Origin of the sequence: Streptomyces albus subsp. albus (assembly GCF_000725885.1) — a bacterium.
Taxonomy (GTDB): Bacteria; Actinomycetota; Actinomycetes; order Streptomycetales; family Streptomycetaceae; genus Streptomyces; species Streptomyces albus.
In genome coordinates, this window is the sequence record NZ_JODR01000006.1 from 78,956 (window position 1) to 99,584 (window position 20,629).

Here is a 20,629-nt window from a genome sequence, read left to right on the forward strand (position 1 = left end):
CGGCGGTCCTGCCCGGCCGGTGCCGGTCCACGAGCCGGCCGGCTCGCACCTTCCTTGACGTCCATCCGACTTTCTTCTCCGTCCTCTCGTCCGGTCGGGCGGACGGCGTTCGGCGCCGTCCGCCACGGTGACAGAGGACGGAGTGCCCGGTTTCCGCGGAATGCACGGGCGATCCGCGGCGGCCGGGCCCGCACCGGCGGCCACCCGCCCGGGACGTGCCCGGGCGGGTGGCGCATGCCACAGTTCCGGGATGGGTGGTTTGCGCTCCCCGGAGCCGGTTAGACGCCCGTACAACGTGCTTAGGGAATCAGGCACACACGGGAGAGGCCGGACGACCCGCCCCCCTGGTGGCGTGCCATGGTGCCTTCCCGTGACTGTCAGGACAGCGCTCGAGGGAAGGTGAACGATGACCAGCACGGCACAGCCGACGAGAGCCGGGGCATCCGCTGCGCCCGGCGCCCTGGACACGGCCGTCGAATCCGCAGTGCGGAAGGCGCGGCGCGCGGCCGACCTCAGCTACGGCCGCGGATGCGGACTGCCCACCGTCAACATCAGCGACGTTCTGCGGGCCGCCCAGGACCCCGCCGGAACGATGATCACCCGTGCGCAGGCCGCCGCCGCGCTCCGGACGTACCTGGAGACGCGGTGGCCCCTCGACCTGCGCACCGACGCCTATCTGCACCCCGGCGGCCGACGGGAGGCGAAGCCCGCCGCCGTGCCGGTGCCCTGACGCATCCGCACCTTCGCATGCCGCAACGGCGCCGGTTCCCGCGTCCGTGAGGGGAAGGGAACCCGCACCGCAGTCGCACAACGACCACGCTGGGGAGAGACGAGCATGACCGAGACGGGTCTGATGACGCACGGCGGCCCCGAGACCGCCGGATTCCTTGCCGAGTCCGATGAGCCCATCGTCCGCCCGCAGCAGGTGTCCCCGGCCGACGCGCGGGAGCTCACGCAGCAGTTCCTCGCCCGGCTGGACACGCTTGAAGAAGGCACCGCCGAGTACCAGTACGTCCGCAACACGCTGATCGAGATGAACCTCTCGCTGGTGCGGTACGCCGCCTCGCGGTTCTGCTCGCGCGGCGACGAGATGGAGGACATCGTCCAGGTCGGCACGATCGGCCTAATCAAGGCGATCGACCGCTTCCAGATCTCCCGCGAGGTCGCCTTCACCACCTTCGCCGTGCCCTACATCGTCGGGGAGATCCGCCGGTTCTTCCGCGACACCACCTGGGCCGTCCACGTGCCGCGCCGCCTCCAGGAGGCCCGCGTCCAGCTCGCCAGGGCCGGTGAGGAGCTGCGCTCCCGGCTGGGCCGGGAGCCCACCGTCGCGGAACTCGCCGCCCTGATGTCGCTCCCCGAGAGCGAGGTCATCGAGGCCCGCAAGGCCGCCAACGGCTACACCACCGCCTCCCTCGACGCCGCGCTGTCCGACGACTCGGACGACGACGCCTCCCTGGCCGACTTCATCGGCACCCGCGACACGGCACTGGACATGGTGGAGGACTTCCAGACCCTCGCGCCCGCCATCGCCGGCCTGGACGAGCGCGACCGCAAGCTGCTGCACTACCGCTTCGTCGACGAACTGACCCAGGCGGAGATCGGAGAGCGGCTGGGCGTCTCCCAGATGCATGTCTCGCGGCTGCTCACCCGTCTGCTGGCGCGGCTGCGCCGCACCCTCACCGCCGAGGAGCCGGCGCCCGCCACGGCCGCCGCCGGCCCGGCGCGGGCCCTGAAGGAGACCCCCGCCGAGGTGCCCGCACCGGCCGCCGCCGCGGAAGCCGGCTCGGACGCCGGCTCGGACACCGCCCAGGCCGCCGCGGAGGAGGGCACCGAGGACACGCTGGTGGGGCTGCGCCGCGCCGAGCAGCTGCTCGGCGGCCTGACCCTCGCCGCACTGCGGTGGGCCCGCGCGAACGACGACGCCTTCCCCGCACCGGCCGGCAAGCGCGGTACCCAGTTCCTCTACCGGCTCGGCGACCTGGAGACCTGGGCGGCACAGCGTCCCCGCGCCGCGGCCCGGCTCGGCCGGAGCGGCCCGGGGACGGACTGAGCCCCGCTCAGCGGGCCTCGGGTACGCGCCGCTCCCCCGCTTCCGCACCCGTCGGCCGCGGGGTGCGGGTCATCAACAGCGGTGCGGCCAGGCACACGGCCGCCACGAGAATCCCGAAGGCGACCGTCAGTGCGGTGGTGTAGCCGTGCACCGTCGCCGCGTCCGGCAAGGCGCCGTGCCCCGAGGGCCGGTAGGAGGCGGCTGCGCCGGCCGCGACGGTGTTCAGCAACGCGACACCGAGCGCGGCCCCCAGTTGCTGCGAGGAGTGGTAGACGGCCGAGGCGACCCCGATGTCGTGCGGGCGCACACCGCTGGTGGCCAGCCCGGCGGTGGGCGGCATGACACAGCCGAGTCCGAGCCCGGTGAGCACCAGGGCCGGGGTCAGATACAGCGGCAGCACATGGGTGCTGTCGGCCGTCAGCCTGGTGAGGACGAACATGCCCAGGGCCGCCGCGAGCAGCCCGGGCAGGATCAGGGCGGCCGGCGGGACGCGTCCGTGCAGCTTCCCGGCGATGAGCAGAGAACCGACCAGGGCGGCCAGGGCGTTGACGATGAGCGTCAGACCCGCCTGGACGGGCGAGTAGCCCAGCACGGTCTGGGTGTAGTAGCTCATGAACAGGTAGAAGCCGAACATCGCCACGAACAGCAGGGTGATGGCCACCAGTGCGCCCGCGCGGGCCCGGTGCAGCAGGATGCGCATCGGCAGCAGCGGGCGTGCGGCACGTACCTCGACGGCGACGAACGCCGCCAGCAGCAGCACACCGCCGGCCAGCCAGGCCAGTACCCGGGTGGAGCCCCAGCCGTGCGGTTCGGCCTCGGCGAAGGCGTAGACGACGGTGGCGAAACCCGCCGCGCTCAGCAGCGCCCCGGTCACATCGAGCCGGCCGTCCTGCCGGGCGGGGCGGTCGCGCGGCATCAGCGGCGTACCGAGGGCGGCGAGCAGGGCCACGGGCACGTTGACGTACAGGCACCAGCGCCAGCTCACGTACTGCGTCAGCAGGCCCCCGGCGATCAGCCCGACGGCCGAGCCGGCGGCACCGACCGCGGCGAACACCCCGAAGGCCCGGCCCCGTTCACGGGGGCCGGTGAACGCGGTGGTCAGCAGCGACAGCCCGGCGGGGGCCAGCCCGGCGGCGAAGACGCCCTGCAAGGCGCGGGCGCAGAAGAGCATTCCGGAGTTGACGGCGGCGCCGCCGAGCGCGGAGGCGGCGGCGAAGCCGAGCAGACCGATGAGGAAGGTGCGCCGGTGGCCGAGTGCGCTGCTGACCCGGCCGCCGATCAGCAGCAGCCCGCCGAAGGCCAGTGCGTAGGCGGTGATGGCCCATTGCCGGCTCGCGTCGGACATGCCGAGCGCGTCCTGCGCGGCGGGCAGGGCGATGTTCACGATGGTCCCGTCCAGCACCACCAGGAGCTGGGCGGCGCTCACGGCGGGGAGTGTCCACCAGTGACGGCGTGCGGCGGCGCGTTCGGCAGGGCCCCCGGCCCCGGTGACGGGTTCGGGGCCGGGCCGTTCGAGGGCCTCGCGGTCTTCCCGGGTGGCTCGGTCCCCTCCGGGCCCTCCCCTGGTGGCTCGGTCCTCTCCGGCACCTCCCCGGGGATCTCGGGTGGCTCCGGACTTTCCCGGGGTGGCTCGGTCCTCACCGAACCCCTCCCGGGTGTCCAGGGCGTCTTCTCGGGTGTCTCGGGCATCCATGCCTTCGAGTGTTCCGTTGAAGTGATCCCGGAGACTTTCCCCGCCCCCGCGCGCTCGCACAGGGGCGGGGAAGGGCGCAACCCTCAAGTCGCGGGTTGAAGCCGCGGGGGCGTCGAGCGGGGCCGGGAGCCGCATGCCCGTCCGCGGCCCCGGCCCTCCCCCTCAGCGTCAGGCGGTGTGCGCACGGACCGGCGTCAGGCGGTGTGCGCACGGACCGGACGGTGCTCGCGTTCGACCTGGCGGCGGACCCGCTCGCAGGACTTGGACAGCAGGCGGGAGACGTGCATCTGCGAGATGCCGAGTTCCTTGCCGATGCGGGACTGGGTCATGTCGCGGAAGTAGCGCAGGTACAGCACCTTCCGCTGGCGTTCGGGCAGTTCACGCAGGCACGGCTTGACCGCTTCCCTGGCCACCGCGGTGTCGTACGCGGCCTCGGTGTGGCCGAGGGTGTCCACCAGGGAATAGCCGTCGTCGGAGTCGGCGGAGGCCGAGGCGTCCAGTGACAGGGAGCGGAAGGTCTCCATCGCCTCCAGCCCGGCGGACACGTCTTCCTCGGACAGTCCGGTGTGCGCTGCTATTTCCCGCACGAACGGGGTGCGGTCGTCGACGGCGGTGTTCAGCTCCCGCACGGCCGCCCTCACCTTGTTGCGCAGTTCCTGGACGCGGCGCGGCACATGGACGTCCCAGGTGTGGTCGCGGAAGTGGCGCCGGATCTCGCCGGTGATCGTGGGTACGGCGAACGGCACGAAGGGCGTGCCCATCGCCGGGTCGTACCGGTTCACCGCTTTGACCAGCCCGAGGGCGGCCACCTGTTCCAGGTCTTCGAGGGACTCCCCCGGTTGCGGTACTTCGCGGCCAGCCTGTGGGCCATCGGCAGCCACGCCTCCACCAGCCGGCTGCACAGTTCCTCCCGCTCCGGCCCCTGGGGGAGGGCGGCCAGCCTCTCGAAGTCCCTGGCCGTGTCCGGGGCGTCGTCATGGTGGTGACGGGCTCGCTGGGTCCGGTACCGAACGGCGCTCATGGGATGTGACTCTCCTTCGGATGTCGCTGACACGGGGACAACCGCGGGAGGTGGAACCGACGGCCGGGGGACGCACCCCGGGGTGGCCGCTCTCGCTCACTCCCGCGGATGTGCCTGTCCTCCCAAGCACGTGATGCCCCGCCTGCTAACCGGCGCCGTCACCCACAAACCTCACAACCGTGGGAGACACCCTCACAGGACACGCCTGCCGACGGTGCGAGCCGGCGACCGCCGGCCACCACCGGGCCCGCGGGACGGTGACCGGTAGTCTGCGTGGCGTGCAGCGCACCGAGACGCCCTGGGGGCCGTGGGAACCGGCTGCCTTGTCCGAGGTGGTGCGGCTCTTCTCGGCAGCCCGCGTTCCCTGGTGGATCGCCGGGGGCCACGCCATCGAGCTGGCGGTCGGCCACAGCTTCCGGGGACACGACGACATCGACGTCCTGCTCCTGCGGCGCGACCAGCTCGCCGCGCAGCAGGTGCTGCCGGACTGGGAGTGGTGGGCGGCGGACCCGCCCGGCACCCTCCGTCCCTGGCGGGCCGGCGAGTGCCTTCCGCCGTCCGTCCACGACATCTGGTGCCGGCCGGGGCCCGCGAGTCCGTGGCGGATCCAGGTCATGCTCGACGAGGCCGAAGGCGACGAGTGGGTCTCCCGGAGGCATCGCGCTGTACGCCGCCCCCTCCGCCTGGCGGGCGCCCGCAGTGCGACGGGCGTGCCCTATCTCGCCCCGGAGATCCAGCTGTTCTACAAGGCGTACGGCACCGGGGAGAAGGACGAGCGGGACTTCACCGCCGCCCTCCCCGTCCTGGGCGGTGAACAGCGGCGGTGGCTGGCCCGGTCCCTGCACGTCGCGTACGGGGACCACCCCTGGCACGACCGTCTGGGGCGGTGACATCCGGGCCCTGCTGCCGGCGCTCCCGCGGGTCACCCCGTCCCACGGGGACCGGCCGGGCCCGCGCCGGGGCGGTCGGCCGCGGGGAGCCACAGGAGAGCCGTCACCGCACCGGCCAGGACGACGAGTCCGCCCAGGCCGAAGGAGAGGGCGTACCCGCCCGCGCCGCCGCGTGCCTCGGCGAGGGTGGTGAAAACCGCGACCCCCAGTGCGGTGGCGACCTGGCGCGTGGTGTTGAGCAGGCCGGCTGCCAGGCCCGTGAGGGAGGAGTCGATGCCGCTGGTGGCACAGACCGTGATGGGGGTGAACGCAAGCCCGGCGCCGAGGCCGAAGACCAGGGAGGGCACGGCGATGTCGGGCCAGAAGGAGCTGTGGGCCCCGACCCTGGCGAGCAGCAGGAAACCGGCCGCGGTCACGCCCATGCCGAGAGCCGCGGTGCGGCGCGCTCCCCGGCGCGGGGTGAGGCGTCCGGCGAGGTGCGCGCCGAGCATCACGGTCAGCGCGCAGGGCAGGAACCCGAATCCGGCGCGGCTGGGGCTGTAGTGCAGTACCTGCTGGAGGTAGAGGGCGAGCAGGACGGGACTGGCCAGGTAGGCGACGCCGAGGCAGAAGACCACCACGTTGGCGCTGCCGACCGACCGGTGGCCCAGCAGCCGCAGCGGTACGAGGGGTTCGCGTGCCCAGCGGGCCTGGTGGAGCAGGAACAGGGCGAGCAGGACGACGGCCGCCACGAGCGCGGCCCGCGCCCCGGGGCGTGTCGCGGGGTCGCGCAGGGTGACGACGCCGTAGACGAGCGCGGTCAGACCACAGGTGACCAGCAGGGCGCCGGTCACGTCGAGCCGGCGGGTGCCGCGCGCGGCGGCCAGGCGGGGCAGCACGGCCAGCCCCAGTACGGCGAGGGCGGCGCCGATGGGCACCTTGCTCCAGAACACCGAGCGCCAGCCCAGCGTGTCGGTGAGGAAGCCACCGGCGACGGTGCCGGCGGCGGCTCCGACGGCGCCCATCATGCTCCACAGGCCGAGCGCCCGCGTGCGCCGTACCGGGTCCTGGTGGGTCTGGTGGACGACGGTGAGGGTCGCGGGGGTGAGCAGTGCGCCGCCGATGCCCTGGAGGGCGCGTGCGGTGACGAGCACGGCGGGCTGTGTCGCGGCGGCCGAGCCCAGGTTGCCGAGGGTGAAGACGGCCAGCCCCGCCACGAGTACCGCCCGGGTGCCGTACAGGTCGGCGAGGCGTCCGCCGAGCAGCAGCAGTCCGGCGACGGCCAGGGTGTAGGCGTTGACCACCCAGCCGAGTGCGGCGCCGTCCATGGCGAGTTCGCCGCCGATGGCCGGGAGGGCGACGGAGACGATCGTGGCGTCGAGGACGACGAGGAACAGCGCTCCGCAGGCCAGCAGCATGCGCAGGGAGGGCCGCGCGGGCGTGCCCGCGGCGGCATCGCTTCCGGCTCCCCGGGGACCGGCCGGCTCCCGCGTCCGCGCCGCTGCCGGCCCCGTTGTCGGCCGCGGTGACGGCTTCGGCTTCTTCCCGCTCATGGCTCTCCCCTCCCGCTCTGCTGCGCTGTCCGGCCGCTCCGGCGGTTCCGCCGGTGACTCACTGACGAGGCGTCAGGAACCTGTACCGACACCCCGGGAAGCTTCAGGTAAGGCGAGCCTAACTTAATAGAGACCACTGGTCACCACTGCCCGGGAAGCCGGTCACCACGACTCGGTAAAGTCCTGGTCATGACTGGTTCCGGCAAACGCCCCGGCCCGCCACCGCGGCTGAGCAGAGAAGCGATCGTGCGGGCCGCGCTGGCCTCGGGCGACCTGGAATCGCTGTCCATGCGGGAGTTGGCCGCCCGCCTGGGCGTCTCGCACTCGGCCCTCTACCGGTGGGCGGCGGGACGCGACGGGGTGATCGACCTGGTCAGCGAAGCCGTGATCGACAAGATCGTGCCGACCGACCCGCCGACCGCCGAGAACTGGCGCGACTGGCTGGCCCGGCTCGCCTGGGCCGCCCACGACGAGTTCCTCGCCGTCCCCGGCTACGCCACCCGCGTCTCGCGCCCGCACCGCCACTCCCGCGCCTTCACCACCATGCAGGACGCCGTCGTCTCCGCGTTCACCGCGGCGGGCGCCCCACCCCGCATGGCATGGCACAGCTGGTACATCTTCGGTACGTCGCTGGTCACTTGGCTCGGCGCCCAGGAGCAGCGGCTCATGGGCGACGCCCCCGTCCGCTTCGACCTGTTCCTCGACAGCCTGCTGCGCGGACTCCCCGCCGCCGAACCCCCGGCGCTCGGCATACGTCCCCCGGCGTGAACCACCGCGCCTCCGCGCACCGCACCCGCCGCGGCACCCCGGCCTGCCAGGACACCGGCCCATAACGTTTCGACTTCCACGCGGTCACATGCTCCCCCGGGCTTGTCCGTGACCGGAATCGCACGGCACCCTGGGGCGGTGCGCGAAAGTGACGTCCTTCGCGCAGGCACCGGCCGGTTGGTCCAACAGCCGCCGGTGCCGACTCGCCTCCGGCTCCCGGCCGTCGCACCGGCCGGGAGCCGTCGCATACATGCCGCGACGGCGGGCACATGGACGTTCTCCCGAACCAGGAGGACGCCATGACCGTCACCGAGGAGCCCACCCGGCGGACGGACCCGCCGGGCCGTGCCCCCGCCGCCCCGGCCTCCCCCGCCGTACCACTCGACGACGAGCCGCCCGAGACGCCCCGCGAACGCGTCAACCGCAGATGGAACGAGACGCTCCAGGAGACCCGGGTCGCCCAGACCGGTGTGCAGATCCTCTTCGGTTTCCTGCTCAGCGTGGCCTTCACACCGCTCTTCCGCGACCTCGACGTGTTCGACCGCGCCGTCTACACCATCACCGTGGTCCTGGGCGCCTCGGCCACCGGGGCGCTGATCGCCCCGGTGTCGATCCACCGCTTTCTGTCCGGCCAGCGGATGAAGGACGATCTGATACGCGCCGCCGGACGGCTCATGGTGTGCGGAATGGTGCTGCTGTCCCTCACCATCTGCGGCACGCTGCTGCTGATCCTGCGCGTGGTGGTCCCCGGCCTGCTGGCGGAATCCCTCGTGGGCGGCGTCATGCTGTGGTTCGCCCTGTGCTGGTACGCGCTCCCGCTGTGGTTGCGACGGCGATCGGCCCGGCGGACGGGGGAGCGGCGCCGGCCTTGAGGCCCGACCACCCCTCCCCCGCCGTCAACGCGGGCCGCTGCGCACACTCTTGATTCTCCCGTTCCCCTTCTCTAGGGTCGGACACACTCATCAGACGTATGACGTCCTATCTCACCCCTCCGCTTCCTCCGCGGTGCGCCCCTCTTCCGGAGCGCCCCCTTCCGGTCCGTGCAGCACGTCGAAGACGAGGAACCCACCCATGCAGCGAAAGCGCCTCACCGCCCTGGCGGTCGCCCTGCTCCTGTGCACCGGCAGCGCCGGGGCGGCCTCGGCCCGGGAATTGCCGTCGTCCACCGTCGATCTGGCCACCCGCGGCCAGGGCTATCCCGAGTACCGGATTCCGGCCCTGACGACCACCGAGGACGGCACCCTGATAGCGGCCTACAACGCACGCCCCACCCTGGCGGACCTGCCCGGACACATCGCGATCGTGGTGCGCCGCAGCACGGACGGCGGCGCCACCTGGGGCCCGCAGCAAGTGGTCCGCTCCGATCCGGCACCCAAGGGCTACGGCGACCCCAGCCTGCTCACCGACCGGACGACGGGCAGGGTCTTCCTGTTCCACGCGGCCTCGGTCAACCAGGGGTTCGCCGGGTCCGCGACCGGCAACGACGAGAGCGATCCGGACGTGCTCCAGACCGACCTGAGCTACTCCGACGACGACGGCGTCACCTGGCGGCACCGCCGCATCACGGCGATGGTCAAGGACCCCGCCTGGGCGGGCACGTTCGCCGCTTCGGGCCAGGGCATCCAGCTGCGGCACGGGGCACACCGGGGCAGGCTCATCCAGCAGTACGTGGTCCGCAAGGACGGGCAGAACTACGCCGCGAGCGTCCACAGCGACGACCACGGCCGCACCTGGCGGACCGGCGAACTGGTGGGGCCGGGCGCGGACGAGAACAAGACGGTGGAACTGTCCGACGGCACCGTCATGCTCAACAACCGCGCCGCGCCCCACCGGACCGTCGCCCGCTCGACCGACGGAGGCGTCACCTACACCCCGCTGCGGGCCGACACCCAGCTGCCCGACCCGGGCAACAACGGGTCCGTCGTCCGGTACGCGCCCGACGCGCCCTCCGGCGACCCGCGGTCACGGTGGCTGCTGTTCAGCAACACCGAGTCGACCACCGAGCGCCGCAATCTGACGGTCAAGCTCTCGTGCGACGACGGCAGGACCTGGCCGGTCAAGAAGGTGATCGACAGCGGCCCGGCGGGCTATTCGACGCTGACGGTGCTGCCGGACGGGCGGGTCGGGCTGCTGTACGAGCGGGACGGCTACCGGTACCTGACCTACACCTCGTTCGGCCTGGACGAGTTGGGCGGCGGCTGCCCGTCAGGCACCCCGGGCCGCTGACGCCGCCCTCGCCCCGCCGGCCGCCGCTCCCGTTTCCGTTCCCGGTCCGGGTGCGGCGGTCAGGCGTTCGCGGATGCCGTCGAAGTGGGTCCGCATGGCACGTTCGGCACGCGGGCCGTCGCCGGCCGCCACCGCGGCGACGATCTCCCGGTGGTGGGCGCAGGTGGCCCGCGGATCCTGGTGGCCGTCGTCGAAGTCGCCCCGCACCTTCTCCATGGCGGCCCAGAAGGCGTCCAGTACCTCGCTGAGCAGGTGGTTGTCCAGCGAGCGGTAGAGCGCCTGGTGGAAGGCGCGGTCGGTGGCCCGTGCGATGCGGCCCTCCTCCACCGCCTCGCGCTCCATCTCGGCGACGATGCTCTGAAGGACCTCCAGGTCCTCGGCCGGCACGGAGGCGGCCACGCTGACGATCAGGCCGGCCTCCAGCGCTTCCCTCACCCGCATCAGTTCGTAGAGGCCGGCCTGTCCGGAGCGGTGCCGGACGGCGGCCCGGAAGGCCAGCCCCTCGGCGAACGGCGCCAGGGAGAGCGAGCCGACGACGGTGCCCGAGCCGCGCCGGATCTCCACGACGCGCAGGGCCTGCAACGCCTTCAGCGCCTCGCGCACCGACACCCGGCTGACGTCGAAGAGTTCCATCAGTTCGGGCTCCGTGGGAATCGGCGCGCCGGGCCCCAGGCCCCGGTCCAGGATCAACTGCCGGATCCGCGCCTGCAGATCCTCCGACATGGTGGTGCGTGGCACGCGCGCTTCCTTTCGTCCGGTGGTCCGACCGGGATTGTGACCCACGCCCTCTTGATGGCAGGGGCGGGGCTGCCTAGGGTACCGACATCAGACGTCATACGTCTGGTCGCCGGGCGCCCGACGCGGGCGGCCGGCCGCACCGTCCAGCACGTCCGTGGAGAACCCCATGCCCCTGACCGCACCCCTGCGCGGCGTCGTCCCGCCCGTGTGCACCCCGCTCGACGCCGACGGAGAGGTCGACACCGCCTCGCTGGCCCGGCTCGTCGGGCACCTGCTCGACGGCGGGGTCCACGGCCTCTTCGCCCTCGGCTCCACCAGCGAGGTCGCCTACCTCACCGACGAGCAGCGGGTCACCGCGCTGGAGACGGTGGTCGAGACCGTCGCGGGACGGGTGCCGGTGCTGGCGGGCGTCATCGACACCACCACGGCCCGGGTGCTGGACCACGCCCGCGACGCCGCCCGCCTCGGGGCCGACGCGCTGGTGGCCACCGCGCCCTTCTACACCCGCACCCACCCCCGCGAGACGGCCGCGCACTTCCGCCGCATCCGCGACCGCGTTGACCTGCCGCTGTTCGCCTACGACCTGCCGGTCTCCGTCCACACCAAGCTCTCCGGCGCCCTGGTGCAAGAGCTGGCCGCCGACGGCACCCTGGCCGGGCTCAAGGACAGCAGCGGCGACGAGGGCGGCCTGCGCCGCCTGCTGGTCGCCCTGGGGGGCCGGACGGGCCGCGGCACCGGGCCGGCGCCCGGCTTCTGTGTCCTCACCGGCTCCGAACTCACCGTGGACGCCGCCCTGCTGGCCGGCGCGGACGGCGTCGTCCCCGGCCTCGGCAACGTGGACCCGGCCGGCTACGTGCGGCTGTACGACGCTGCCCGTGCGGGCGACTGGGACCGGGCGGCCCGGGAACAGGAGCGGCTGGCCGGCCTCTTCGCGATGGTGGACGCCGGACCGGAGGCCCAGATGGGCCGCAGCTCCTCCGCCCTCGGCGCCTTCAAGGCGGCGCTGCGGCTGCTGGGCGTCATCGAGCACGGCGCCACCGCGTTCCCGCAGATCCCGCTGGACGACAGCGCGGTGGCCGAGGTCGGCGAACGGCTCGCCGCCGCCGGCCTCCTGTCCGGCTGAGGTTCCCGACGCGCCCCCGGTCCCACGGGGGCGCCCGAGGGCCACCGTGCCCCTCCCCTCCCCCCCGCCCCGCCGGGGCGGGCCTCCCCGACGGCTCGACGGCGAGCCGTCCGGCACCCAGGAGTCCCCGTGCACCCCACCGTCCCCTCCACACCTCCCTGGTACCGCCAGGTGGGCCGCAGCCAGTGGAAGGCGTTCTTCGCCGCCTGGATCGGCTACCTGCTCGACGGCTTCGACTTCGTCCTGATCACCCTGGTGCTCACCGAGATCAGTGACGACTTCCACCTGGACACCGTGCAGGCGGCCAGTCTCGTCTCGGCGGCGTTCATCACCCGCTGGCTCGGCGGCGCGCTGCTGGGCGCCCTCGGCGACCGCTTCGGACGGAAGCTGTCCATGGTGGTCAGCATCCTGCTCTACTCGTTGGGCACCTTCGCCTGCGGACTCGCCTGGGACTACACCAGTCTGTTCGTGGCGCGGCTCGCCATCGGCATGGGCATGGCCGGCGAGTACTCGGCCAGCGCCACCTACGTCATGGAGAGCTGGCCGGTCCGCATGCGCAACCGGGCCAGCGGCTTCCTGATCTCCGGCTACTCGGTGGGCACCGTGGTGGCGGCGGAGGTCTACAAATGGGTGGTGCCCTCGCTCGGCTGGCGCTGGATGTTCTACATCGGACTGGTGCCCATCGTCGTGGCCCTGTGGATGCGCCGGGCGCTGCCGGAGGCCGCCGACTGGAAGGAGTCGGTCGCCGGGGAGGAGGAGCGGCCCAACCCGTTCCGGCCGCTGTTCGCCACCCGCGCCAGAGCCCTGACCAACATCGTGCTGGCGGTGGCCGCCACGGTGTCGCTCTTCGCCGTCTTCACCCCGCTGGGCGAGGGCCTGGTGCCGGTGCTCTCGGTGGTGGCCGGGCTCGCCCTGATCGCCTTCGCGGTGCAGCTGGGCGGGCGGCGCGCCTGGCTGCTCTACGTGTCGATGATGGTCACCGTCTTCTTCGCCTTCCTGTACTCGTGGCCCATCCAGGCCCTGCTGCCCACCTACTTGAAGACGGATCTGGGATATGCGCCCGGCCAGGTCACCGACGTGCTGTACTACGCGGGCTTCGGCACCATGGCCGGCTGCTGGCTGGCCGGTTTCGTGGGCGACTGGATCGGCACCAAGAAGGCGTACGCGTTCACGCTGCTGGCCTCCCTGGTGTTCGTCTTCCCGGTGTTCGCGGTGGAGAACAACCTGCTGCTGCTCGGCCTCCTGCTGTTCGTGCTCCAGGCCACCAGCTTCGGCATCTCCGGACTGCTGCCGCGCTACATCGGCGGCCACTTCCCCACCCGCATCCGGGCCGCCGCCCTGGGCTTCACCTACAACGTCGGCGCCCTGGGCGGTGCCGTGGCCCCCGTGCTGGGCGCCCGTCTGGCCTCGGGGATGGATCTGGGCCAGTCCCTGGCCATCCTCACCTTCGCCGGGACGATGATCGTGGTGCTGCTGGTCGGCCTGGACGTACCCGGCCGGCTGGCACGCTTCCAGGACCCGGACGCACCTGCCGACCATCTGGTGCACGAGGCCGGCGATGCGTCCGGGGAGGCCAGGGCGGCGGCGGGCTGACCGTCCCCGCGGCGGCACATGTGCCGCCGCGGGGACGGCCGGTCACCCGCCGAAGGGCGGCGGCGGTCAGCCGCCCGGGGACGGGCCGGTGGCGGTCACTGCTGGCCGGCGAAACGGGCCGGGGTGAGCGGGGCCAGGTCGCTCTTGTCCACTCCGGTGAACCGGTCCGGCCGGAACGCGGCGAGCAGGGCGCTCTCCTTGCCTCGGACGATCTCCTCGGCGGCGAGCCGGCCCAGCAGCGGGCCGAGGGTGATGCCGCTGTGGGTGGCGATCGTGTACACGGAGCCGTCGGCGCCGAACCCGGCGACCGTCAAACCGTCGGCGGGCATGGCCCGTTGCCCCACCCGGAGGGAGTCCAGGCGGGCGCCCTCGGTACCGGCCAGCAGCCCGCGCAGCCGGCTGATCAGCTCCCGGGCGTGCCGGCCCGTCGTACCGGGGACCGCGGCGGGGTCGGCGTCGGCGTCGAGGTCGAGGCCCTGGACGACGAGCCGCCCGCCGCCTTCGGGACGGACGTTCAGCGTGGGCGTGGTCAGCACCCGGTCGAGGCGGGTGGCCAGGGGCGCCGTGTAGCCGAGGAAGCCGACGGTGGCCGAGCCGGCGGCCTCCGGGTCGGCCATCGGCAGCGTCACCCCGCACCGTGCGGCCAGCTGCTCGCTCCAGCGGCCGGCCGCCAGGACGACCACGTCGTACGTCTCCCTCGCCCCCGAGGCCAGGCGCAACTCGGCCCGCTTCGGGCCGGCGGCGAGGTCCACCACCTCCTCCGGGCAGCGGAGAGAGGCACCATGGTCCCGTGCCTCGCCCCACAGGCGTGCCAGCAGTGCGGCCGGCAGCACGTACCCCTCCTCGGGGTACCAGGCGATGTCGGTCACCTCGTCCGGGACGCGCAGGTCGGGGACCAGGCGGCGGGCCTGCCCGGCGGTGATCCACTCCACGGGGTAGCCCCGCCGGCGCAGTTCGGCGACCGCTTCGACGAGGCGGGAGCGGCCCGCGCCGACAGCCCACTCCAGATTGCCGGTCCGGAAGAACCACTGTCCCCCGTCCTCCTGGAGGGCACCGTGCTCGGCCATCCCGGCGACGTTCAGTTCGTGGTAGGGCAGCGGGTTCTTCTGGTGGGAGTTGATCCAGGCGAAGGAGGTGCCGGTGGTACCGGCCGCGGGAGCGGCGCGTTCGAACACCGTCACCTCGGCACCGGCCCGTGCCAACGCCCTGGCGGCGGACGCGCCGACGACTCCCAGTCCTACGACAGCAACACGCACGGGTGTTCTTCCTTTCGGCTCGTGTCAGCTCTTGGTGGCCGGCAGCAGCTCGTCGCTGTCGGCGGTTACGGGCGCGACGGCGCGGCCCGGCAGCCCGGGCAGCAGCATGACGAGCAGCGCCAGGACGGACGCCGCGATGCCGTAGACGGCGTACGGCACGGTTGTGCCCAGGATTTGGGCGACGGCGCAGCCCACGACGCCGGCGAGCATGCCGGCCAGCGCGGCGCCCGGCCGCAGGGAGAACCGCCTGCGCAGCAGGTAGCCGCCGAAGACGGGCGCGGCCAGGGCGGCGGCCGAGTAGGCGTAGCTGGCCACCAGCCAGTCCAGCGCGCTGGGGAAGAGGATCGCCAGCGCCGCGGCGAGCGCGGCGACCAGCACCGTCACGACGCGGGAGAGCGCCACCGTCCCCCGGTCGCCGCGGTCCCGGCCCAGCACGTTCTGGTAGAGGTCGCGGATGACGTTGGCGACGACGGACTGGAGGGCGGCGCCTGTGGTGGAGACGATGGTCGCGACGAGGAAGGCACCGTAGACGACGAGCAGCACCGCGGGCAGCCGGGTGATCAGCCAGCCCGCCGCGTCCTCCGGGTTGCCGAGCCCGGGGTTCATCGCGCGTACGGCCAGGCCGATGCAGCCCGCGTACAGTCCGCCGACGAGGATGGTCAGCCCCGACAGCACCAGGCCGCGGCGGGCGTCGGACACCTTCTTGGTGGCGAACACCCGCTGGAAGTAGAGCTGGTTGGTCAGGGTGCCGGGCACGATCGCCGCGACCCACAGCCAGATCTGTTCGCCGCCGACCGCGGTCACCCCGGAAGGGCGCCACAGACGTTCGGGCACCTGCTCGGTCACCCCGCTCCAGCCGCCCGCGAGATGCAGCGCGTAGCCGGCGACCACGAGCGACATCACGATCTTGAAGATGCCGAAGACGAAATCGGTCCACACCACGGACGTCAGCCCGCCCGGGAGCACGAAGACGAGCGAGCCACCGGTGATGGCCAGCACGAGCACGGTGGGTGAGATGCCGGTCAGCTCGCCGAACAGCTTGGCGAAGGCGACGAACTGGGTGGCCAGCCAGCCGAACGGCACGATGAGGGCGGCCACCCCGGCCAGGGCGGTGACCGGCCTGCTGTGGCCGAACAGCCGGCTGATGATGTCCGGCACCGTGGTGAACCGCTGCTCGCGCAGCCACCGGGCGATCAGCGTCAGCCCGAGGAAGCCGAGCAGGACACAGCCTTCGTACGCGAACACGGACCAGCCTGCCGCGTAGGCGATGCCGACGTGCGCGATCAGCACGCCGCCGCCGACAGCGGTGGCGAACTGGGTGATCACGACGACGCCGAGCGGGAGCGATTCGGGGGCCGCGAGCCAGTCGGCCGAGTTCTTGGCGCGTCTGCCGAAGTACATCGACAGCAAGGCGCCGAGCGCGATGATGAGCAGGCTCGCGAGGACGATGGCGACGATCTGACCGGTGGAGTTTCCGGGCATGGCCTGCCTCCAGAGGCATGACGGGGCCGCCACACGTGCCGGGGCGCACGGGTGGTGGGGAGAGAGGGAGGGGACGACGCGGGTACGGGCGCGACCGGGGCCGAGCGGGTACGCGGGCGCGGAGGCCCGGGGGCCAGGGTCCGGTCCGGGGGGTAGGGCAGGGGGCGGGAAGGGGTGGGGCGGCCGGCCGGGAGCGGGGGTGACCGGTAACGCTGGTGCGGATCAGGAGGGGTATGGCGCACCGGGCGGTACGCGCGGTGTGGGGACGGGGTGCGGCGGAGGGGGACGGGGGTGCGGGCGCGGCCCGTGAGGGGGATGCGGGAAGCGGGGCCACACCGGGGAGGGCGTAGGGCGTGCGGGGAGAGCGGTACCGGGGAAGCGGAACGCCGGGGCGGGGTGTGGGTGCGGGGGCGTGAGGTGCGGAGGCGGGGAGGCGGGGAGTGCAGGCGGCGGTCAGTGCCGCTGCGTACCCGCCGCGAAACGGCGCGGGTCCAGGGCTGCGATGTCGTGGTGGGTGCTGCCGCTCATGACGAGGTCGGCGGCGATCTCCCCGAAGACCGGGGCGAGTTTGAACCCGTGCCCGGAGAAACCGGTCAGGACGGTGGCGTTCGCGGCACCGGGGAGGGCGCCCACGAGGGGGTGCTCGTCGGGGGTGAACCCCTCCGCGTAGGTGCTGATGCGCACCGGATGCGGGATCAGCCCGGGCAGCAGCCGTTCGACCGCCGCCGAGGCGGCCAGCGCGAAATCGGTGCCGGCACCGCGCGGCAGCGCCTCCGGGCTGTCCAGGCCGGGCCAGCCGAGGTGGTGCGGCACGATCTTGACGGCCACCCCGTCGAGCAGGGGGAAGCAGGAGAAGCCGGCCGAGCTGTGCCGGCGGATCGCGATGGGCAGCCGGTCGGGCCGGTGGGCTGCCGGGTCCCGGGCGGCGAACCAGCAGGCGGTGATCAGCCGGGCCTCCACCGGAAGACCGTCGAGCGGCGCCAGTTGCGGCGCCCAGGGGCCCGGCGTGAGGACGAGATGGTCGACGTCGTGGTGCTCGCCCTGGGCCGTGACGCGCCATCCGGTCGCCGTCTCGGCGTACTCCTCCACGTGCTGGTAGGAGAGGATGCGCGCGCCGTGGTGTGCGGCGGCGTCCAGGGCGCCCTGGACGGAGGGTTCGGGACGCAGGACGCCCGCGTCGGGGTCGAGGAAGGCGATCTCGTCCGGATCGAGCCGGTGCTGCGGGAAGCGTTCGGCGGCGGCGGACGCGTCGAGCACCTCGTGGGCAAGACCCGCCTCGTCCGCGCAGCGCCGTACCGCGGCCAGATCGGGCTCGTCGGGCGATCCGATCGTCAGGCCGCCGCACATCGTCAGCAGCGCTCGGCCGCTCTCGGCCTCCAGGGCCCGCCACAGCCGGTGCGCCCGGCGCAGCAGGGGCACGTAGGAGGCACCCTCCTTGTAGACGGTGCGGAAGATGCGGGACTCGCCTGCCGAGGCGCCGCGGTCGTGCCCGGGGCCGTGGCTGTCGAAGGCGAGGACGTGTGCGCCTCGCGCGGCGAGCTGCCAGGCCGCCATGGCGCCGATGACGCCGGTTCCGACTATCGCCACACGGGGCGCCGATGCCGTCATGAAAGCTCCTTCGGGGAGCGTGCGGACACGCGGTACGGGGGTGGGGTGGTCGTCACTCGTCGCGGAGCGACTGCTCGATGTAGAACTCCATGAGTCCGGGCCGCATCAGGTAGGCGGCCGACTCGGCGAGTTCGCCGTTCTCCAGCCAGGTGAGACGGCGCTGGCGCAGTACGGGGACGCCGGGCTCGCAGTCGAGCAGTTCGGCGTCGCCCGCGTCGAGCAGAACGGGGTCGAGGTACATCCGCGAGGTGGCGACGGGCACCTGCTGGGCGCGGAAGTACGAGATCACGGTCAGATGGGCCAGGTCCTCCTCCAGCAGGCGCGGGGCCAGCGCGAAGGGGACGGTCGTGTACTCCAGGGCGAGAGGGGTCTCCTCGGCGTCGAACTTGCGGCGGACCAGATGGTGCACCGGCGTCTCACCGTCCAGGGCGGGTACCGGGGGTGTCACCTGCGCCGCGGGTACGACGGCGGCGTGCCGCACTTCGTGCCGTCCCGGGATCTCCGGGCCGGTCAGCCGGGGGTTGACGAAGCGGAGCAGGTTCTCCTTGCGGACGCTGTCGGCCACGAAGGTGCCCCGGCGGCGGTGCCGTTCGACGAGCCCCGCCTGGGCCAGTTCGTGCAGGACCCGCTGCGCGGTGGCGCGGCCGATCCCGTACTGCTCCCGCAGCTCGGCCTCGGTGGGGAGCCGGGTGCCGGGCGGCAGTTCCCCGGATCTGATGCGGGCTTCCCACTCGCTGCGGATCCGGAGGTACAACGGTGCTGACATGAATTGACCGTAGTAGTGGCTCAATTGACCGGTCAATACCTCGGCAGCGAGGGAAAGCGAAACGCCCCACCCGGCCCCCGGAACCCCGGAGGCCGCCGGTACGACGGCGACGGCAGCCACCGACCACGCGCCCCGCCCCTCCGACGCCACCACCGTCACCGACACCACCCGGCGCCGGCCCGGCATCCGGGCCGGAGTCCGGGCCGGAGTCCGGGCCGGAGTCCGCCCGGTGTCCCGCATAGGTGTCCGGCGGCGAGGCCGACAGCACCGCGGGAGCCCGCGCGGCCGGAGCGGTGCGAGCGACAGGGACCGTCCGGGCGAACGGACCGCCATGTGCGCCGGGGCCGCTCCGGGCGGCCCCCTCCGGCGCCCGGCGGGAGGGCTCAGCCCACGTGAGCTGCCAGGGCCGCTCGGACGGCATCCGGGGAAGCGGCGTCCGCGGCCCAGGCCGCGTAGCCGTCGGGGCGGACCAGGAGGGCCGTACGGCGGTCGCTCGCCCAGTGGGCGACGGTCAGCCGGTCCGGATCGACGTGCACCGGGGCGGACGCGTCCGTTCCGGCACGCCCCTTCCCCGGCAGGATCAGTACGAACCTGCCGCCGCACAGGGCCTCGTGCAGACGGCCCCCTCCGGCGAGCGCCACATCGGGCACCCGGGTGCCGGCCAGGCGGTGGGCGCCGCGGGGTGACGGATAGCGGTAGCCGATGCCGGTAATGCGGCCCGTCAGCATGCGGCGGGCCGGGCCGACGGCGCCGAGGAAGGTGGTGAGGGCCGCGCGGAAGGCGCGGGCCGGGGGCGTCTTGGCCATGGCCAGACGGACGATGCCGCCGCTGCTGCGCAGCACCGAGGTGCCGATGGGGTGCCGTTCGGCGTGGTAGGAGTCCAGCAGCGATTCCGGTGCGCGGCCCGCGAGGACCTGGGCCAGTTTCCAGCTGAGGTTCGCCGCGTCCTGGAGCCCCGTGTTGAGGCCCTGTCCTCCGGCGGGGGTGTGGACATGCGCGGCGTCACCGGCGAGGAAGACACGCCCGACGCGGTAGGCGGGCACCTGGCGTTCGTCGCTGTGGAAGCGGGACATCCAGCGGGCGTCGTGCATGCCGAAGTCCCGGCCGAGGGCGAGCCGGGTGAGTTCCTTGACCTCGTCGAGGGCGAGGGGCGTGTCGTCGGGCACGTCGCGGCCCCGGTGCCAGGCCACCACGCGGTGGTAGCCGTCGCCGAAGGGGGCGAGAAAGGCGAAGACGTCCTTCTTGGCCGCGGCCGTCAGCAGGGACTCGGGCTCCTCGGCGAGCCGGACGTCCGCCAGGACGACGGACCGGATGACGGAACGCCCGGGGAAGGGCAGGCCGACGGCGGCGCGTACCGCGCTGCGCATGCCGTCCGTGCCCGCCACGTAGGAGGCCCGCAGCTCCGCCGGGTGCCCGGCCGCATCACGCGTGCTGACGGTGACACCGGTCGCGTCCTGCGAGAGTCCGGTCATCTCGGTCCGGTGGCGGAAGTCCACCCCGGCGTCGGCGGCGCGCCGGCGCAGCACCTTCTCCACCTCGTACTGCGGGACGACGAGCAGGTGCGGAAAGGTGCTGGGCAGGGTGTCGAGAGACAAGGTCATCCGGCCGAAGAGGCGCACGCGCGACAGGGGCCGCCCGACAGCCTCCAGCGAACTGGCGAGGCCGCGCGCGTCGAGCTGTTCGAGGGTGCGGGCGTGCACGACGAACGACCGGGAGAGGTTGCTGATCTCCTGCGCCCGCTTCTCCAGGAGGGTGACGCGGACACCGGCCGCCGCCAGGTCGCCCGCCAGGAGGAGACCGGTGGGGCCGGCGCCGACGACGATCACGTCGGGGCCGGTGGTGCCGCTCGTGCCGAAGGAGTCGCTCATCGGGGACCTCCC

At 73.3% G+C, this 20,629-nt stretch carries 14 protein-coding genes and 3 pseudogenes; 8 read left to right on the forward strand and 9 right to left on the reverse strand.

Translation table 11 applies throughout. The features are described 5' to 3' along the window. Nucleotides 1-406: 406 nt before the first annotated feature. Together IO40_RS0107620 and IO40_RS34765 are read left to right on the forward strand one after the other, a co-directional pair. Nucleotides 407-730, forward strand: coding sequence for a hypothetical protein (locus tag IO40_RS0107620; RefSeq protein ID WP_030407131.1), 324 nt, complete (start codon nt 407-409; stop codon nt 728-730). A gap of 123 nt (nt 731-853) precedes the next feature. Beyond that, a pseudogene (locus tag IO40_RS34765) lies at nt 854-1,672 on the forward strand (SigB/SigF/SigG family RNA polymerase sigma factor); the annotation flags it as partial. Between the two features lie 388 nt (nt 1,673-2,060). On the opposite strand, the gene IO40_RS0107630 reads toward IO40_RS34765, so the two are convergent. Both IO40_RS0107630 and IO40_RS33295 read right to left on the reverse strand, forming a co-directional pair. Then, nucleotides 2,061-3,746 carry an MFS transporter gene (locus tag IO40_RS0107630; RefSeq protein WP_030407129.1) on the reverse strand — a complete coding sequence of 562 codons (1,686 nt, stop codon included), beginning with the start codon at nt 3,744-3,746 and terminating at the stop codon, nt 2,061-2,063. A 194-nt stretch (nt 3,747-3,940) separates the two neighbouring features. After that, nucleotides 3,941-4,767: pseudogene (locus IO40_RS33295) on the reverse strand (SigB/SigF/SigG family RNA polymerase sigma factor). Between the two features lie 278 nt (nt 4,768-5,045). Between IO40_RS33295 and IO40_RS0107640 the strand changes: the two are divergent. Beyond that, nucleotides 5,046-5,657: a nucleotidyltransferase domain-containing protein gene (locus IO40_RS0107640; protein ID WP_030407128.1), complete on the forward strand. Its 612-nt coding sequence runs from the start codon at nt 5,046-5,048 to the stop codon at nt 5,655-5,657. Between the two features lie 32 nt (nt 5,658-5,689). Here the strand turns inward: IO40_RS0107640 and IO40_RS0107645 are convergent, their stop codons facing one another. Then, the gene (locus IO40_RS0107645; protein WP_016466954.1) at nt 5,690-7,189 is read right to left on the reverse strand and encodes an MFS transporter; all 1,500 of its coding nucleotides are present in this window, start codon (nt 7,187-7,189) and stop codon (nt 5,690-5,692) included. 189 nt (nt 7,190-7,378) lie between these two features. On the opposite strand from IO40_RS0107645, the gene IO40_RS0107650 reads away from it, so the two are divergent. The 3 genes and pseudogenes from IO40_RS0107650 to IO40_RS0107660 all read left to right on the forward strand — a co-directional run. Beyond that, entirely contained in the window at nt 7,379-7,957 is a 579-nt protein-coding gene (locus IO40_RS0107650; RefSeq protein ID WP_031175112.1) for a TetR/AcrR family transcriptional regulator, read from the forward strand. A 299-nt stretch (nt 7,958-8,256) separates the two neighbouring features. After that, entirely contained in the window at nt 8,257-8,829 is a 573-nt protein-coding gene (locus IO40_RS0107655; RefSeq protein ID WP_016466956.1) for a DUF6328 family protein, read from the forward strand. A 199-nt stretch (nt 8,830-9,028) separates the two neighbouring features. Beyond that, nucleotides 9,029-10,159 (forward strand): annotated as a pseudogene (locus IO40_RS0107660) (sialidase family protein); the annotation flags it as partial. Nucleotides 10,160-10,162: 3 nt separating this feature from the next. Here IO40_RS0107660 and IO40_RS0107665 read toward each other — a convergent pair. Continuing rightward, nucleotides 10,163-10,921 carry a FadR/GntR family transcriptional regulator gene (locus tag IO40_RS0107665; RefSeq protein WP_031175114.1) on the reverse strand — a complete coding sequence of 253 codons (759 nt, stop codon included), beginning with the start codon at nt 10,919-10,921 and terminating at the stop codon, nt 10,163-10,165. A gap of 166 nt (nt 10,922-11,087) precedes the next feature. Here IO40_RS0107665 and IO40_RS0107670 point away from each other — a divergent pair, with 166 nt between their 5' ends. Both IO40_RS0107670 and IO40_RS0107675 read left to right on the forward strand, forming a co-directional pair. Beyond that, nucleotides 11,088-12,044, forward strand: coding sequence for a dihydrodipicolinate synthase family protein (locus tag IO40_RS0107670; protein ID WP_030407124.1), 957 nt, complete (start codon nt 11,088-11,090; stop codon nt 12,042-12,044). Between the two features lie 129 nt (nt 12,045-12,173). Further along, the gene (locus IO40_RS0107675) at nt 12,174-13,637 is read left to right on the forward strand and encodes a sialate:H+ symport family MFS transporter (protein ID WP_031175115.1); all 1,464 of its coding nucleotides are present in this window, start codon (nt 12,174-12,176) and stop codon (nt 13,635-13,637) included. A 95-nt stretch (nt 13,638-13,732) separates the two neighbouring features. Here IO40_RS0107675 and IO40_RS0107680 read toward each other — a convergent pair whose 3' ends face one another. The 5 genes from IO40_RS0107680 to IO40_RS0107700 all read right to left on the reverse strand — a co-directional run bounded on the left by IO40_RS0107680 (nt 13,733) and on the right by IO40_RS0107700 (nt 20,617). Then, a complete protein-coding gene (locus IO40_RS0107680) occupies nt 13,733-14,893 on the reverse strand; it encodes an NAD(P)/FAD-dependent oxidoreductase (protein WP_031175116.1) in 1,161 nt (386 codons plus the stop codon). Nucleotides 14,894-14,917: 24 nt separating this feature from the next. Beyond that, nucleotides 14,918-16,375 (reverse strand): sodium:solute symporter family protein, encoded by a 1,458-nt coding sequence (locus IO40_RS0107685; protein WP_016466962.1) that lies wholly within the window; start codon nt 16,373-16,375, stop codon nt 14,918-14,920. A gap of 453 nt (nt 16,376-16,828) precedes the next feature. Further along, a complete protein-coding gene (gene solA / locus IO40_RS0107690) occupies nt 16,829-17,983 on the reverse strand; it encodes an N-methyl-L-tryptophan oxidase (protein ID WP_031175117.1) in 1,155 nt (384 codons plus the stop codon). A 52-nt stretch (nt 17,984-18,035) separates the two neighbouring features. After that, entirely contained in the window at nt 18,036-18,749 is a 714-nt protein-coding gene (locus IO40_RS0107695; RefSeq protein ID WP_031175118.1) for a GntR family transcriptional regulator, read from the reverse strand. A gap of 383 nt (nt 18,750-19,132) precedes the next feature. Next, nucleotides 19,133-20,617, reverse strand: coding sequence for an FAD-dependent monooxygenase (locus IO40_RS0107700; RefSeq protein WP_031175119.1), 1,485 nt, complete (start codon nt 20,615-20,617; stop codon nt 19,133-19,135). Between the last annotated feature and the right edge of the window lie 12 nt (nt 20,618-20,629).